The 14,995-nt window shown below is 76.2% G+C and carries 15 protein-coding genes; 13 read left to right on the top strand and 2 right to left on the bottom strand.

Annotation, left to right across the window (positions count from 1 at the left end; genetic code table 11):
• The first annotated feature begins 12 nt into the window (after nucleotides 1-12).
• The 8 genes from coaBC (at nucleotide 13) to ISOVA_RS08020 (ending at nucleotide 9,445) form a co-directional block, all read left to right on the top strand.
• Complete coding sequence (coaBC, locus tag ISOVA_RS08055; protein WP_013838745.1) at nucleotides 13-1,248, top strand: bifunctional phosphopantothenoylcysteine decarboxylase/phosphopantothenate--cysteine ligase CoaBC; 1,236 nt, start codon at nucleotides 13-15, stop codon at nucleotides 1,246-1,248.
• 75 nt (nucleotides 1,249-1,323) lie between these two features.
• Nucleotides 1,324-2,517, top strand: coding sequence for a methionine adenosyltransferase (metK, locus tag ISOVA_RS08050; protein WP_013838744.1), 1,194 nt, complete (start codon nucleotides 1,324-1,326; stop codon nucleotides 2,515-2,517).
• A 64-nt stretch (nucleotides 2,518-2,581) separates the two neighbouring features.
• On the top strand, nucleotides 2,582-4,738 hold the full coding sequence (locus ISOVA_RS08045; protein WP_013838743.1) for a primosomal protein N' family DNA-binding protein: 2,157 nt from the start codon (nucleotides 2,582-2,584) through the stop codon (nucleotides 4,736-4,738).
• A gap of 2 nt (nucleotides 4,739-4,740) precedes the next feature.
• A complete protein-coding gene (locus ISOVA_RS08040) occupies nucleotides 4,741-5,367 on the top strand; it encodes an HAD family hydrolase (RefSeq protein WP_013838742.1) in 627 nt (208 codons plus the stop codon).
• Between the two features lie 9 nt (nucleotides 5,368-5,376).
• The gene (gene fmt / locus ISOVA_RS08035; protein ID WP_013838741.1) at nucleotides 5,377-6,324 is read left to right on the top strand and encodes a methionyl-tRNA formyltransferase; all 948 of its coding nucleotides are present in this window, start codon (nucleotides 5,377-5,379) and stop codon (nucleotides 6,322-6,324) included.
• On the top strand, nucleotides 6,321-7,835 hold the full coding sequence (locus tag ISOVA_RS08030; RefSeq protein ID WP_013838740.1) for an RsmB/NOP family class I SAM-dependent RNA methyltransferase: 1,515 nt from the start codon (nucleotides 6,321-6,323) through the stop codon (nucleotides 7,833-7,835). The genes fmt and ISOVA_RS08030 overlap by 4 nt, the downstream gene beginning before the upstream one ends.
• Before the next feature lie 97 nt (nucleotides 7,836-7,932).
• Nucleotides 7,933-8,175, top strand: a complete 243-nt coding sequence (locus ISOVA_RS08025) for a helix-turn-helix domain-containing protein (RefSeq protein WP_013838739.1) — start codon at nucleotides 7,933-7,935, stop codon at nucleotides 8,173-8,175.
• A complete protein-coding gene (locus ISOVA_RS08020) occupies nucleotides 8,162-9,445 on the top strand; it encodes a HipA domain-containing protein (RefSeq protein ID WP_013838738.1) in 1,284 nt (427 codons plus the stop codon). Before ISOVA_RS08025 ends, ISOVA_RS08020 begins: the two co-directional genes overlap by 14 nt.
• A 13-nt stretch (nucleotides 9,446-9,458) precedes the next feature.
• Here the strand turns inward: ISOVA_RS08020 and ISOVA_RS08015 are convergent, their stop codons facing one another.
• Nucleotides 9,459-9,881 (bottom strand): DUF1761 domain-containing protein, encoded by a 423-nt coding sequence (locus ISOVA_RS08015; protein WP_013838737.1) that lies wholly within the window; start codon nucleotides 9,879-9,881, stop codon nucleotides 9,459-9,461.
• Nucleotides 9,882-9,939: 58 nt separating this feature from the next.
• On the opposite strand from ISOVA_RS08015, the gene rpe reads away from it, so the two are divergent.
• The 5 genes from rpe (at nucleotide 9,940) to ISOVA_RS07990 (ending at nucleotide 13,091) form a co-directional block, all read left to right on the top strand.
• Nucleotides 9,940-10,602, top strand: a complete 663-nt coding sequence (rpe, locus tag ISOVA_RS08010; protein ID WP_013838736.1) for a ribulose-phosphate 3-epimerase — start codon at nucleotides 9,940-9,942, stop codon at nucleotides 10,600-10,602.
• Between the two features lie 86 nt (nucleotides 10,603-10,688).
• Nucleotides 10,689-11,189, top strand: coding sequence for a hypothetical protein (locus ISOVA_RS08005; RefSeq protein WP_143762087.1), 501 nt, complete (start codon nucleotides 10,689-10,691; stop codon nucleotides 11,187-11,189).
• 165 nt (nucleotides 11,190-11,354) lie between these two features.
• Entirely contained in the window at nucleotides 11,355-11,618 is a 264-nt protein-coding gene (locus ISOVA_RS08000) for a phosphoribosyl-ATP diphosphatase (protein WP_041294816.1), read from the top strand.
• Between the two features lie 98 nt (nucleotides 11,619-11,716).
• Nucleotides 11,717-12,565 carry an ATP phosphoribosyltransferase gene (gene hisG, locus ISOVA_RS07995; protein WP_013838733.1) on the top strand — a complete coding sequence of 283 codons (849 nt, stop codon included), beginning with the start codon at nucleotides 11,717-11,719 and terminating at the stop codon, nucleotides 12,563-12,565.
• A gap of 64 nt (nucleotides 12,566-12,629) precedes the next feature.
• Nucleotides 12,630-13,091: a PH domain-containing protein gene (locus tag ISOVA_RS07990; RefSeq protein WP_013838732.1), complete on the top strand. Its 462-nt coding sequence runs from the start codon at nucleotides 12,630-12,632 to the stop codon at nucleotides 13,089-13,091.
• Nucleotides 13,092-13,094: 3 nt separating this feature from the next.
• Here the strand turns inward: ISOVA_RS07990 and ISOVA_RS07985 are convergent, their stop codons facing one another.
• Nucleotides 13,095-14,918: a DEAD/DEAH box helicase gene (locus tag ISOVA_RS07985; RefSeq protein ID WP_013838731.1), complete on the bottom strand. Its 1,824-nt coding sequence runs from the start codon at nucleotides 14,916-14,918 to the stop codon at nucleotides 13,095-13,097.
• Between the last annotated feature and the right edge of the window lie 77 nt (nucleotides 14,919-14,995).

Here is a 14,995-nt window from a genome sequence, read left to right as displayed (position 1 = left end):
CCGTCGCGCCCCATGAGGATCCTGCTGGGCGTCAGCGGGGGGATCGCCGCGTACAAGGCGGTGCTCCTGCTGCGCCTGCTGCGTGAGCAGGGCCACGCCGTCCGGGTGATCCCGACGGCGTCGGCCCTGCGGTTCGTCGGGGCGCCCACCTTCGAGGCGCTGTCCGGCGAGCCAGTCACGAGCGAGGTGTTCGACGACGTCGAGCACGTCCAGCACGTGGCGCTCGGCCAGGGCGCGGACCTCGTGGTCGTGGCCCCGGCCACGGCCGACCTGCTGTCGCGCGCGGCGACCGGCCGCGCCGACGACCTGCTCACCTCGACGCTGCTCACGGCGCGCTGCCCCGTGGTCATGGCGCCGGCGATGCACACCGAGATGTGGGAGCACCCTGCCACGCGCGCCAACGTCGCGACGCTGCGCGCCCGCGGCGTGCACGTGGTCGAGCCGGCCAGCGGGCGCCTCACCGGCGCCGACACCGGCCCGGGCCGCCTGCCGGAGCCGGAGGAGATCGCCCGCGTCGCGCTCGAGGTCGCGGCAGCCGCGAGCGGTCCCGCCGAGCCCGGCGACCTCGCGGGCCGCCGCGTCGTGGTGTCCGCGGGCGGGACCCGCGAGGCGATCGACCCGGTGCGCTTCATCGGCAACCGGTCCAGCGGCAAGCAGGGCCTGGCCCTGGCGCAGGCCGCGCGCGACCGCGGCGCCGACGTCGTGCTCGTCGCCGCGAACCTCGAGGCCGCGGCGACCGCGCCGCTGCGCGCGGCGGGTGCCGAGGTCGTCGACGTCGAGTCGACCGCCGAGCTGCGCGACGCCGTGCGCGCCGCCGCCTCGGACGCCGACGTCGTCGTCATGGCGGCCGCCGTCGCCGACTTCCGGCCCGCGACCGCGCCCGACGCCAAGATCAAGAAGGTGCCCGGGCAGGCGCCGACGCCCATCGCGCTCGTGGAGAACCCCGACGTGCTCGCCGAGCTGGCCCGCGACCGTCTGCGCCCGGGGCAGGTCGTCGTCGGCTTCGCCGCCGAGACGGGCGACGCGACCGGCAGCGTGCTCGACCACGGCCGCGCCAAGGCCCGGCGCAAGGGCGCCGACCTGCTCGCCGTGAACGCCGTCGGCGGCGGGCGCGGCTTCGGCGCCGAGACGAACGACGTGACCGTCGTCGACGCGGCGGGCGACGTCGTCGCCACGGCGCGCGGGACGAAGCGCGAGGTCGCGGACGCGATCTGGGACGCCGTCGTGAAGACGCTGCCCACGCGCTGAGACGGTCTCGCATGATGACACGCGCGGTGGCCTGCCGATCGTCCCCGCGGCGCCCGGGCACGTAGGCTGTCCGGCATGACCGATGCGCTGCGGCTGTTCACCTCCGAGTCCGTCACGGAGGGGCACCCCGACAAGGTGTGCGACCAGATTTCGGACTCGATCCTCGACGCGCTGCTCGCGCAGGACCCGCACTCGCGCGTCGCCGTCGAAACCATGGTCACCACCGGCCTCGTCCACGTCGCGGGGGAGGTGACGACCGAGGCGTACGTCGAGATCCCGCAGATCGTGCGCGACGTCGTGCGCGGCATCGGCTACACGTCCTCGGCGATCGGGTTCGACGGCGACTCGTGCGGCGTGTCCGTGTCGATCGGCCAGCAGTCGCCCGACATCGCCGCCGGCGTCGACAAGGCGCTCGAGCTGCGCGTCGACACGGGCGACATGGACCCGCTGGACGCGCAGGGCGCCGGCGACCAGGGCCTGATGTTCGGGTACGCGACGGACGAGACGCCGACGCTCATGCCGGTCCCGATCTGGCTCGCGCACCGCCTCGCGGAGCGCCTGGCCGAGGTGCGCCGCACCGGGGAGCTCGCGGGCCTGCGCCCCGACGGCAAGACGCAGGTCACGATCGGCTACGACGGCGACCGGCCGGTGCGCGTCGACACGGTCGTGCTCTCGACGCAGCACGACGCCGACGTCGTGCAGGAGAAGCTGCAGCGCGAGATCGTCGACCACGTCATCACGCCGGTCATCTCGACGGTCGGCCTGGACACGTCCGACGTGCGCACGATCGTCAACCCCACGGGCAAGTTCGTCATCGGCGGGCCGCAGGGCGACGCCGGCCTGACCGGCCGCAAGATCATCGTCGACACCTACGGGGGCATGGCCCGGCACGGCGGCGGCGCGTTCTCCGGCAAGGACCCGTCGAAGGTCGACCGGTCCGCCGCGTACGCGATGCGGTGGGTCGCCAAGAACGTCGTGGCCGCGGGCCTCGCGCGCCGCTGCGAGGTGCAGGTCGCCTACGCGATCGGCAAGGCTCACCCGGTGGGCCTGTACGTGGAGACGTTCGGCACGGAGACGGTGCCGGTCGAGCGCATCACGGCCGCGATCGGCGAGGTGTTCGACCTGCGTCCGGCGGCGATCATCCGCGACCTCGACCTGCTGCGCCCCGTCTACGCGCGCACCGCCGCGTACGGGCACTTCGGGCGCGAGCTGCCCGAGTTCACCTGGGAGCGCACCGACCGCGTCGACGCGCTGCGCGCGGCCGTCTGACCGGCCCTCGGGCCCGCCTGTGGACGCCGTCCGCGGGGTCGCGCGGGCGTGGTGAGATAGGCGCGTGAGCGACGCCCCCGGTCCCGAGCAGCCGGCGCTGCTCGGCCTCGAGGACGTGGGCGCCGGCGCGCCCGCCGCGCGCCGCGCGAAGCCCGCGCTCGGCGCGCAGGAGATCGCCGCGACGGACCCGGTGGCGCGCTGCGTGCTCGACCTGCAGCCGGCCCACCTCGACCGCGAGTACGACTACCTCGTGCCCGCGGCGATGGCCGACGACGCCGTGCCCGGCGCGCGCGTGCGCGTGCGGTTCGGGCCGCAGGAGGTCGGCGGCTACGTCGTGGCGCGCGCCGCCGCGTCCGAGCACGCCGGCCGGCTCGTGCCGCTGCGGCGCGTCGTGTCGCCCGACCCGGTGCTGGCGCCCGAGGTGCTCGCGCTCGCCCGCCGGGTCGCCGAGCGGTACGCCGGCACGCTGGCCGACGTGCTGCGCCTCGCGGTGCCGCCGCGGCACGCCCGCGTCGAGAAGGAGGTCCTCGCCGCGCTCGCCGACGCGCCGCCCGCCGGACCGGCCGCGGCCCTCGGGGGCGGGGCGGACCGGGGCGCCGGCGCGCCCACCGGCGCGCACACCGACGAGTGGGCCCCGTACCGCGGCGGGGACGCGTTCTGCCGCCACGTGCTGGCGGGCGAGGGCCCGCGCGCGGTCTGGACGGCCCTGCCCGGGCTCGCCCCCGGACCCGGGCCGGAGCCCGCGACCCTGCCGCACTGGGCCGCCGCGATCGCGCAGGCCGTGCGCGCCGCGCTCGCCGGCGGGCGCCGCGCCCTCGTCGTCGTGCCCGACGCGCGCGACGCCGACCGCGTCTGCGCCGCCCTCGAGGCTGCCGGCGTCGACGGCACCGTGCGCCTGCTGGCCGACGACGGCCCCGCACCCCGGTACCGCGCCTTCCTGCGCGCGCGCCACGGCCTGGCGCCCGTCGTCGTGGGCACGCGCGCGGCGATGTTCGCGCCCGTGCCGGAGCTGGGCCTGGTCGTGCTGTGGGGCGACGGGGAGGACACGCTCGCCGAGCCGCACGCCCCGTACCCGCACGTGCGCGAGGTGCTCGCGCTGCGCAGCGAGGCCGAGGGCGCCGCCTACCTGCTCGGCTCGCCCGGCCGCACCGTGCAGGCGCAGGCGCTGCTCGCCTCCGGGTGGGCGCGGGAGATCGCGGCGCCCCGCGACGTGCTGCGCGCCCGCGCCCCCCGGGTGCGGGCCCTGACGTCGGTCGAGCTGGCGCACGAGGGCCCCGGGGCGGCGGCCCGCCTGCCCACGGCCGCGTGGCGGGCCGCGCGCGACGCGCTCGAGCGCGGCCCCGTGCTCGTGCAGGTCCCGCGCACCGGCTACCTGCCCGTCGTCGCCTGCGGGCGCTGCCGCACCGCCGCCCGCTGCGCCCACTGCCACGGACCCCTGGGCCTGCCCCGCACCGCCTCCGCGCCGCAGTGCACGTGGTGCGGCCGCCTCGCCGGCGGCTGGCGGTGCGCCGAGTGCGGCGACACCCGGCTGCGCGCCGTGCGCGTCGGCTCCGACCGCACCGCCGAGGAGCTCGGGCGCGCCTTCCCGGGCACCCCCGTGCGCACGTCCGCCTCGACCGCGCCCGGCGGCGTGCTCGACCGCGTCGACGACCGGCCCGCCCTCGTCGTCGCCACGCCCGGCGCCGAACCCGTCGCCGCCGGCGGGTACGCCGCCGCGCTGCTGCTCGACGCCGCGGTCACGACCTCGGGCACGGGCCTGGCGGTCGCCACCGAGGCGCTGCACCGGTGGCTCGCCGCCGCGGGCCTCGTCCGCCCCGCCGGCGCCGGCGGCCAGGTCCTGCTCGTCGGCGACGGCGCCCCCGCCCCCACGGGCGCGCTCGTCCGGTACGACGCCCCCTGGCTCGCCGACCGCGAGCTCGCCGAGCGCCGCGAGCTCGCGCTGCCGCCCGCCGTGCGCGTCGCCGCCGTCACCGGCGACCGCCCGGCCGTCGAGGCCCTCGTGGGCCGCGTCGATCTCGCCACGGGCGACGCGCTCCTCGGACCCGTCGAGCTGCCCGCCCGCGAACCCGCCCTCGAACCGCCCGTGCGCGTCGTCGTGCGCGTCCCCCTCGCCCAGGGGACGCAGCTCGCCCGGGAGCTGCGCGCCTCCCTCGCCGTGCGATCCGCACGCCGCGAGGGCGGCACCGTGCGCGTCCAGCTCGACCCCAAGGAGATGCTCTGACCATGCCCACCGGCCCGGCCGCCGCCATCGACACCGCCGTCTACGACTTCGGCAACGTCCTGGTCCGCTGGGACCCCTACGGGGCGTTCACCGGCCACGACCGCGCCGAGGTCGAACGATGGATGACCGAGATCGACTTCCCCGCCTTCAACCACGCCCAGGACGCCGGCCGCACCTGGGACGAGGCCCGCGCGGCGCTCGCGGACCGGCCGCACCTCGTGCCGTTCGTCGACGCGTACGTCGCCGGGTTCGCCGGCACGCTCCTCGGGCCGGTCGACGGGTCCGCCGAGCTCGCGGCCGAGCTCAAGGGGCTCGGCCTGCGGCTGTACGGGCTGACGAACTGGTCCGCCGAGCTGTTCCACCACGCCGAGACGGTCGCCTCCGCCGTGGGGCTCATGGACGACGTCGTGGTCTCCGGCCGGGTCGGCCTGGCCAAGCCCGACCCGCGGATCTTCGCCCACCTCGCCCGCGCGTTCGACGTCGACCCCGCCCGCGCGGTGTTCGTCGACGACTCGCCCGCCAACGTCGCGGCCGCCCGCGACGCCGGGTTCCACGCCGTGCACTTCACCGGCACCGCCGCCTTCCGCGCCGCCCTGCGCGACCTCGGGGTCCCCGTGCGCCCCGCCTAGACTGGGCCGGTGCGTCTGCTCTTCGCCGGAACCCCCGAACCCGCCGTCCCGTCGCTCCAGGCGCTGCTCGCCTCCCGTCACGAGGTCGTCGCCGTCCTCACCCGCGCCGACGCGCCCGCCGGGCGCGGCCGGCGGCTCGTGCCCAGCCCCGTCAAGGTCGCCGCCGAGGAGGCCGGCGTCCCCGTCCTCACCGACGTCCCGCGCGGCGAGGAGTTCGTCGCCCGCCTGCGCGACCTCGACGTCGACGCCGCCCCCGTCGTCGCCTACGGGCACCTGCTGCGCCGCGACGTGCTCGCCGTGCCCCGCCTCGGCTGGGTCAACCTGCACTTCTCCGTGCTGCCCGCCTGGCGCGGCGCCGCACCCGTCCAGCACGCGATCATGGCCGGCGACGAGGTCACCGGCGCCACCACCTTCCTGCTCGACGAAGGCATGGACACCGGCCCCGTCCTCGGCACCACCACCGAGACCATCCGCGCCCGCGACACCGCGGGCGACCTCCTCGAGCGGCTCTCGGCCAGCGGCGCCCAGCTGCTCGTCGCCACCCTCGACGCCCTCGAGGACGGCGACCTGCGCCCCCGGCCGCAGCCCGCCGACGGCGTCTCGATCGCCCCGAAGCTCACCACCGAGGACGCGCGCGTCCGCTGGGACGCGCCCGCCCACGCCGTCGACCGGCGCATCCGCGGCTGCACCCCCGCGCCCGGCGCCTGGACCACCCTGCCCGACGGCGCACGCCTCGGCCTCGGCCCCGTCACCCCCCGCCCCGACGTCGACGACCTCGCGCCCGGCCACCTCCGCGCCGGCAAGAAGGACGTCCTCGTCGGCACCGCCACCCACGCCGTCGCCCTCGGCCACGTGCAACCCGTCGGCAAGAAGCCCATGCCCGCCCCCGACTGGGCGCGCGGCGCTCGTGGCCTGGTCGACGGCGACGGCGCCGTCGTCCTGGGGGAGCAGCGGTGAGCGACGAGCGACGCGACCCGCGCGGCCGCCAGCGCGGGGCCGCCCGCAGCCGGGGCGAGCGGCACCGCACCGCCCAGGCCCCCGGGCAGCGCCGTCGTCGGACCGACCCCGCCCGCACCGCCGCCTACGACGTGCTGCGCGAGGTCGACGGCTCCGACGCGTACGCCAACCTCGTGCTGCCGCCCCTGCTGCGCGAGCGGCGCATCGCCGGCCGCGACGCCGCGTTCGCCACCGAGCTCGCCTACGGCACCCTGCGGCTGCGCGGCCGGTACGACGCGATCCTCGCCCGCTGCGTCACGCGGCCGCTCGAGCAGCTCGACCCCGAGGTCCTCGACGTGCTGCGCCTCGGCGCCCACCAGCTGCTCGGCATGCGCGTGCCCTCGCACGCCGCCGTGTCCGAGACCGTCGCGCTCGCGCGCGACCGCGTCGGCGCCGGGCCCGCTCAGATGGTCAACGCCGTCCTGCGCGCCGTCGACCGCACCTCGCTCGACGACTGGCTCGAGCGGCTGCGCGCCGAGGCGCCCGACGCCGTCACCGCCCTCGCCACGACCGGGTCCCACCCCGTGTGGGTCACCCGGGCGCTGCGCGAGGCGCTCGCCGGCAACGGGCGCTCGCCCGAGGAGACCGCGGACCTGCTCGACGCCGACAACGCCTCGCCGCGGGTCACCCTCGTCGCGCGCCCGGGCCTCGCCGACCCCGACGACGTCGCCGCCGGCGCGCCGGCGGACGTGCGGCTCGAGCCCGGGCGCTGGGCCCCCACCGCGCTCGTGCTCGCGGGCGGCACCGACCCCGCCGCCGTGCCCGCCGTCGCCGACGGCCGCGCCGGCGTCCAGGACGAGGGCTCCCAGCTCGTCACCCTCGCGCTCGCCGCCGCACCGCTCGACGGCACCGACGCCCGCTGGCTCGACCTGTGCGCCGGGCCGGGCGGCAAGTCCGCGCTCCTGGCGGCTCTGGCCGCCGGGCGCGACGCCACGCTCGTCGCCAACGAGGCCCAGCCGCACCGGGCCCGGCTCGTCGAGCGTGCGCTGCGGGCCGTGCCCGAGGGCGTCGTCGAGCGGGTCCGCACCGGCGACGGGCGCGACCTCGGGGTCGAGGAGCCCGGCGCCTACGACCGCGTGCTCGTCGACGCGCCCTGCACGGGCCTCGGCGCGCTGCGCCGGCGTCCCGAGTCTCGCTGGCGGCGCACGCCCGCCGACCTCGGCGTGCTGTCGACGCTGCAGCGCGAGCTCCTCGGCGCCGCGCTCGACGCCGTCCGGCCTGGGGGAGTCGTCGCCTACGTCACCTGCTCGCCCCACCTCGCCGAGACGCGGCTCGTCGTCGACGACGTCCTGCGCCGTCGCGACGACGCCGAGCGCCTCGACGCCCGCGAGGTCCTGCGCGCGGTGCTCGTCCCGGGCGCCGCGCTCGACCTCGGCGCGCCGGACGGGGGCGCGGGAGGCCTCGACGCGCAGCTGTGGCCCCACGTCCACGGCACCGACGCGATGCACCTCACCCTGCTGCGCCGCCGCTGACCTGGCGGCGGACGTCAGGAAATACTTGCTTCGGCGAGGGTGTCGGCATAACCTGACATGCGTACGTGCCAGAACATCCTGACAGCCGGAGGCAGCCATGGCCCAGCGCTGGACCCTCGCGCGCAGCTCCCGCGACGTCGGTCGCTTCGTCCAGCAGGCCCGCCGCCGCCGCGGCCTCAGCCAGGCGGCGCTCGCGGACGAGCTGGGCCTGACCCGGCAGTACGTCTCCGAGGTCGAGTCGGGCGCGGACAACCTCTACATCACGCGGCTGTTCGAGATCTTCGACGAGCTCGGCATCGACGTCCGGCTCGAGGAGCGGGGTGCCGATGGCAAGGGCTGAGATCGACGCCTGGCTCTACGGCGGCCGGGTCGCCCGCGTCGTCGCCCGTGACACCCTGCGCGGCCGCCGCGTCGAGCTCGAGTGGGACGACGCGGCCGTGGACCGCTGGGGGTACGGCTCGCGCGTCCTGTCGCACCTGCTGCCCATGGACGCCGACGCCGCGCCCGCCCCGGCGCGCGTGGGCGCGTGGCTCGACGGACTGCTCCCCGAGGGCCGGACGCGCGACACCATGGCGATCGACGCGGGGATCGACCCCGACGACACGGTCGCCTTCCTCGGCCGCTACGGCACGGACACCGCGGGCGCGGTCGTCTTCGTCGAGCCGGGGACCGAGCCGGCGCACGGCGACTCCGAGCCCCAGGCGCTCGACGACGCCGGCGTGGCCGACCTGCTGCGCGCCGCCGTCGCTCGGGCCGGGGGAGCGGGCCGCGCCAACCGGCTGACGAGCTCGCTGCCGGGCATGGAGCCCAAGATCACGCTCGTGCGCACGGGCGCCGGCTGGGCCCGCGCGAGCGCGGGCATGCCGACCACGCACATCCTCAAGGTCTCGCGCGAGGCCGGCTCGCCGACGTCGGACCTCACCGACACGGAGGCCGCCGCGCTCGACCTCGCGCGCCGCGTGGGGCTGACGACGATCGACGCCCGCGTCGCGGAGTTCGACGGCGTGCGCTGCATCGTGGTCTCGCGCTACGACCGCGTCCCCGACCCCTCCGCGCCCGGTGGGCTGCGCCGCGTCCACCAGGAGGACGCCGCGCAGGCGCTGGGCATCAACACCCGTGACCCGGAGCGCAAGTTCCAGCACGGTCGAGCGCTGCCGTCCCTCGCGCGGATCGCGCGCGTGCTGCGCGACGACGGCGCCCGCCCCGACCCGCTGCTCGCGCTCACGGTGCTCAACCTCGCCGTCGGGAACACCGACGCGCACGCGAAGAACATCTCGCTGCTGCGGCGGGAGGACGGCACGGTCGCGCTCGCACCCGCCTACGACGTCTCGATGCACCTGCACCATGACCACGCGTCCCGCGTCTTCGCGATGGACGTGGCGGGGGAGCGGCGGATGGACCGCATCACGGCCGGGCACCTCGTGGTCGAGGGCGTCTCGTGGGGCCTGCCCCGGCGGCGTGCACGGCGGGTCGTCGAGGAGACGCTCGAGGCGCTGCGCACGGCGCTCGAGGAGATCGACCGCGACGCCCACGCCGGCGTCGGGCCGGAGGCCTGGCAGGCGGTCACCCGTCGCACGGACGAGCTGCGCGCGAGCCTCGCCGACGGCTGAGCCCGCGGCCCGGTCAGACCCCGGCGGGCGGCCAGACTCCGATGATCAGCGCCATGACGAGGAACGTCACGAGCTCGTGCGCGAGGTTCATGGTCGTCAGTCCGACGGGCCGGCGCTCGAACGCGTCGTGGGTGACGAACCGGGCCGCGGTGAAGCCGACCCAGAGGAAGGCCGCCGTCGCGACCGACGCCCACAGGAAGCTGCCCCCGTAGAACTGCCAGGCGATGTACGCGGCGCCGCCGAGCACCCACGCGGACAGGAAGCTCACGACGAGCGTGATGACGATCGGCCCGACGGCGCTGCTGCTGTCCGGCTCGACCTTCGCCAGCCGCATCCAGGCGTTGCCGAAGACCTTCGGCGTGTACCAGACCGCGCCCACCACCATCGTGGACAGCGCGGCGAGGACGACGGCCCAGTAGTTGATCTCGGGAACCATGCGTGAGCTCCTTCGGGCGCGCACGTGGGGCACCGGATCGGCCCCTACGCTGGGCATCATGGCAGCCCTGATCAACCCGAGCATCCTGTCGGCCGACTTCGCGAACCTCGAGCGCGACCTCAACGCGATCGCGACGGCCGACTACGCGCACGTCGACGTCATGGACTACCACTTCGTGCCGAACCTCACGCTCGGACTCCCCGTGTTCGAGCGCCTCGCCAAGGTCTCGCCCGTGCCGCTCGACGCGCACCTCATGATCGAGGACCCGGAACGCTGGGCGCCCGCCTACGCCGAGGCGGGTGCCGCGTCGGTGACGTTCCACGCGGAGGCCGCGACGGCGCCCGTGCGGCTCGCGCGCGAGCTGCGGCGCCTCGGTGCCCGCGCCGGCGTCGCGCTGCGGCCGGCGACGCCCGTCGAGCCGTTCCTCGACCTGCTCGCCGAGGTCGACATGATCCTCGTCATGACCGTCGAGCCCGGCTTCGGCGGCCAGTCCTTCATCGAGGGCACGCTGCCCAAGATCCGCCGCGCCCGGCAGGCCGTCAGCGAGTCGGGGCTCGACGTCTGGATCCAGGTCGACGGCGGCATCTCGCGCGACACGATCGAGCGCGCCGCGGACGCGGGCGCGAACGTCTTCGTCGCCGGCTCGGCCGTGTACGGCGCGGAGAGCATCCCCGACGAGATCGCGGCGCTGCGCGAGCTGGCCGGCAAGCACGCGCACTGAGGGCTCGCGCCGCGCAAGGGCGGCCGGGTCGGCGACACAGTCCCCATGAGACCTCGGGAGGTGTCATGGGGAGCGGACGGTCCGCCGTGACGGCAGCGATCGGGACCCTGCTGCTCGGCGGGTGCGCCTCCGTGCTCGGCACGGTCGAGGAGAACCCGCCCGGCGGTCCTGGGAACGGCGGCGCCGGCGGGGAGGCGGCCACGTGCGTCGACTGGGTGCTCCATGCGACGCCGGTCGAGGCGGCGCGGGACAACCTCGCGGTGCGCGCCACCGTCGTCGGGCCCGCCGGGACGCAGCGGGTCTGGGGCGTCGACGGCGCCCTGTGGGAGCTCGACGTCGCCGAGGTGCTCGTCGGGACGGGCGTCGAGGCGGGGGAGCGGGTCACCGTGCTCTCGACGCCCGAGACCTGCTCCTCGGCCACGTACCCGTCGGGGGACCCGCTCGACGTGGAGGGCGAGGTCGTCGTCATCCTCCACGACGACGCGGAGCACGGCCTGCGGACCGTGACGCCGTTCGACGGCGTCGTGACGCCCGGCCCCGACGGGGGGCTGCCCGCCTCGTGGCCGGCGGGACACCCCGGCCTCTGACAGGGCGGCGAGCGGGAGTGCGCGTCCGGAACCGTCGTCCGACCACGGACCTTCCCGATGCTCCGGGATAAATAGTGTGCCAAGCGCCAGAACACTGCTGTGACGTGCGTCCCGGAGACCGGGACCGAGCCCGGAGGGGGAGGGTCGGCCGTCTACGCTGGGCGCGTGAAGACCTTCGAGTCCCTGTTCGCCGAGCTGTCCGAGAAGGCGGTGACCCGTCCCGCAGGGTCGGGGACCGTGGCGCAGCTGGACGCCGGCGTGCACGCGATCGGGAAGAAGATCGTCGAGGAGGCCGCCGAGGTGTGGATGGCCGCCGAGTACGAGTCCGACCGGGCCGCCGCCGAGGAGATCTCGCAGCTGCTGTACCACGTGCAGGTGCTCATGGTCGCCAAGGGGCTCACGCTGGAGGACGTGTACGCGCATCTGTGAGCGCCGGGTCGTGGTGACCACCTCGAGACCGAGGCACCACGTCCGCAGCGCGCGCTCCGTCGTCGTCCACCGCCGCTCCTGACCGAACGAGGTTCCCAGTGCTCCGCATCGCCGTCCCGAACAAGGGCTCGCTGTCCGGGCCCGCCACCGACATGCTGCGCGAGGCGGGCTACCGCCAGCGCCGCGACACCCGCGAGCTCGTGCTCGCCGACGCCGACAACGGCGTCGAGTTCTTCTTCCTGCGTCCGCGCGACGTCGCCGTCTACGTCGGGTCGGGCACGGTCGACGTCGGCATCACCGGCCGGGACCTGCTCCTGGACTCCGCGGCCGACGCCGTCGAGCACCTCCCGCTCGGCTTCGCGACGTCCACCTTCCGGTTCGCCGCGCCGGCCGGCACGGTCACCGAGGTGGAGCAGATCGCGGGCAAGCGCGTGGCGTCGTCGTACACGACCCTCGTCGCGGACCACCTGGGGCGCCTCGGCGTCGAGCCGAGCGCGATCGTCCACCTCGACGGCGCCGTGGAGAGCTCGGTGCGGCTGGGCGTCGCGGACGTCATCGCCGATGTCGTCGAGACCGGCACGACGCTGCGCGCGGCCGGCCTCGAGGTCTTCGGCGAGCCGATCCTGCGGTCCGAGGCGGTGCTCATCCGCCGGTCCGGCGACAGCGAGCCCGAGGGCCTCGACGTGCTCACGCGTCGGCTCCAGGGCGTGATCACCGCGCGCGAGTACGTGCTGTTGGACTACGACGTGCCGATCGAGCTGGTCGACAAGGCCGTCGCCGTGACGCCCGGCTTCGAGTCGCCCACCGTCTCGCCGCTGCACAACGGCGAGTCGGCGGCCGTCCGCGCGATGGTGCGCCGCTCCGAGACGAACCGCGTCATGGACGCCCTCTACGAGATCGGTGCGCGCGGGATCCTCGTCACGTCCATCCACGCGTGCCGCCTCTGAGCCTGTCCGTGCACCGCCCCGTGCCTTCGTGCACGGGGCGGCGAACGGTGGCAGCGTTGCTGGCATGAGCGCCGAGCGTCGCACCTCCGACCGGTACCGCACGTTCCGCCCGTTCTGGGGCCGGGTCGCCGCCTGGTTCGTCGGCGCGATCGCCGTCGGCGGCTCGCTGTTCGTGGGACTGACGGCCCGAGGACCGATCGGGGCGCAGCCGGCGAGCCGCGCGTCCTTCGTGGCGTTCGCCGTCCTCGCCGCACTGCTGCTGTGGCGCGTCGCAGGCGTGCACGCGAGCCCCAGCCCCGCAGGGCTGGTGGTGCGCAACGTCGTCTACACGCGGCGCCTGGCGTGGCCGGAGATCGTCGCCGTCCGGTTCAGCGGCAACGACGCGTGGGTCAGGCTCGACCTCGCCGACGGCGGCACGCTCGCCGTCATGGGCATCCAGCGGTCCGACGGCGAGCGTGGCATGGCCGAGGCGCGTCGGCTGCTCGAACTCGTGCGCACGCACGGTGAGGCGCCGGACCGCCTCTAGCGATCAGCTGCTGTGCGCGGGGCGGCGCTCGGTGCGCGGGGCGCGGCGCTCGGGCGCGCCCTTGTCGACCGCGATTCGCAGCTGCTTGCCGGCCACGTGCGCCCGACCGATGCGGTCCATGGTGGCCGTGTCGAGCGGCGTCGTGATGTCGACGAGCGAGAAGCTGCCGAAGATGTCGATCTTGCCGATGTCGGCGCCCGTGAGGCCGCCCTCGTTCGTCAGCGCGCCGACGATGCCGCGCGGCTGCACGCCGTGCGTGTGCCCGACGGCGAGCCGGTAGCGGGTGCCCGCCGCGGGCCGGCGGATGCCGGACCGGTCGTCGTGGTCGCGCCGACGGCGGTCGCCCCGCTCGGGACGGTCCGCCCGCGGGTGCCGGTGCGTGCGGTCGCCCTCGCGGTCCTCGCGCTCGGCACGGTGCGTCTCGCGCGTGCGGCCGCCGCGGGCCTCGGCGCGCTGGCGCTCGAACTCCTCCTGCTCGGCGCGCTGGCGAGGGCCGTCGTCGCCGACCGCGAGCGCCAGGAGCGCCGCCGCGACCTCGAGGACCTCGGACGGCTCGGCGCCGCCGGTGCGCTCGGAGAGCATCTGGGCGTACAGGTCGAGGCGGCCGGCCTCGCGGCGGGCGGCGACGGCGTCGAGCATGCGGCGGGCGCGGTGCTCGGAGACGTCCTTGGGGGAGGGGATCTCGACCTCGGTGAGCTCGGCGCGGATGGTGCGCTCGATGTGCTTGAGCTTGCCGCGCTCGTGCGGGGTGACGAACGACAGGGCCTTGCCGGTGCGCCCGGCGCGGCCGGTGCGGCCGATGCGGTGCACGTAGGCCTCGGCCTCGCGGGGGATGTCGAAGTTGACGACGAGGCCGATGCGGTCGACGTCGAGCCCGCGGGCGGCGACGTCGGTGGCGACGAGGACGTCGAGGGCTCCCGAGCGGAGGCGCTCGACGATGCGCTCGCGCTCCTTCTGCGCGACGTCGCCGGAGATGGTGGAGGCGGAGATGCCGCGCTCGACGAGCGCGGCGCCGACCTCCTCGGCGGCAGCACGGGTGCGCGTGAAGACGATGGTGGCGTCGGCATCGGAGGTCGCGAGCACGCGGACGAGCGAGCCGACCTTGTGGCGGAACGGCACGATCGCGTACGACTGCTCGACGTTGGTGGTGGTGCTGGACTGCCGGGAGACGGTGATCTCGACGGGGTCGGTCAGGTGCGTCTCGGCGACGGTGCGGATGGCGGGGGGCATGGTCGCGGAGAAGAGCGCGACCTGCCGGCGCTCGGGCGCCTGGCCGAAGATCTTCTCGACGTCCTCGGCGAAGCCCATGCGGAGCATCTCGTCGGCCTCGTCGAGCACGAGGAAGCGCACGGCGTCGAGGGAGAGCGCACCGCGCTCCATGTGGTCCATGACGCGGCCGGGGGTGCCGACGACGACGTGGACGCCGTCGCGCAGGGCGCGCTGCTGGGGCACGTACGGCGCGCCGCCGTACACGGACAGGACGCGCAGGCCGGGCAGGTGGGTCGCGAAGGACTCGATCGCGTCGGCGACCTGGATGGCGAGCTCGCGCGTCGGCGTGAGGACGAGGGCCTGGACGTGGCCGCCCGCCACGCTGGCGGCGGGGTCGACGGCGGCCAGCAGGGGCAGGCCGAACGCGGCGGTCTTGCCGGTGCCGGTCTGGGCGACGCCGGTGATGTCGCGCCCGGACAGCAGGGCGGGGATGGCCCGGGCCTGGATGGGCGACGGGGTGGTGAAGCCGAGGTCGTCGACGGCGGCCTGCAGCGGTGCGGGCAGGGCGAGGTCGGTGAACGTGACGTCGGTGGGCAGGGTCGTCTCAGAGGTGCTCATGCGGGGGTGATGACCGTTCGTCGTGGTGGGAGGAGTCCTGCGTCGCCGTCGGGCGGCGAGGCGGTCGCTCGTCCCGG

Origin of the sequence: Isoptericola variabilis 225 (assembly GCF_000215105.1) — a bacterium.
Classification (GTDB): domain Bacteria; phylum Actinomycetota; class Actinomycetes; order Actinomycetales; family Cellulomonadaceae; genus Isoptericola; species Isoptericola variabilis_A.
This window is presented reverse-complemented; position numbering and strand designations above follow the sequence as displayed.

Bases quoted from the DNA above. Each gene is read 5' to 3' on its own strand.
- rpe (WP_013838736.1), top strand. From the start codon at position 9,940: ATGGCAGCCCTGATCAACCCGAGCATCCTGTCGGCCGACTTCGCGAAC.
- ISOVA_RS07990 (WP_013838732.1), top strand. From the start codon at position 12,630: ATGAGCGCCGAGCGTCGCACCTCCGACCGGTACCGCACGTTCCGCCCG.
- ISOVA_RS07985 (WP_013838731.1), bottom strand. From the start codon at position 14,918: ATGAGCACCTCTGAGACGACCCTGCCCACCGACGTCACGTTCACCGAC.
- ISOVA_RS08015 (WP_013838737.1), bottom strand. From the start codon at position 9,881: ATGGTTCCCGAGATCAACTACTGGGCCGTCGTCCTCGCCGCGCTGTCC.
- ISOVA_RS08025 (WP_013838739.1), top strand. From the start codon at position 7,933: ATGGCCCAGCGCTGGACCCTCGCGCGCAGCTCCCGCGACGTCGGTCGC.
- coaBC (WP_013838745.1), top strand. From the start codon at position 13: ATGAGGATCCTGCTGGGCGTCAGCGGGGGGATCGCCGCGTACAAGGCG.
- ISOVA_RS08040 (WP_013838742.1), top strand. From the start codon at position 4,741: ATGCCCACCGGCCCGGCCGCCGCCATCGACACCGCCGTCTACGACTTC.
- ISOVA_RS08020 (WP_013838738.1), top strand. From the start codon at position 8,162: ATGGCAAGGGCTGAGATCGACGCCTGGCTCTACGGCGGCCGGGTCGCC.
- metK (WP_013838744.1), top strand. From the start codon at position 1,324: ATGACCGATGCGCTGCGGCTGTTCACCTCCGAGTCCGTCACGGAGGGG.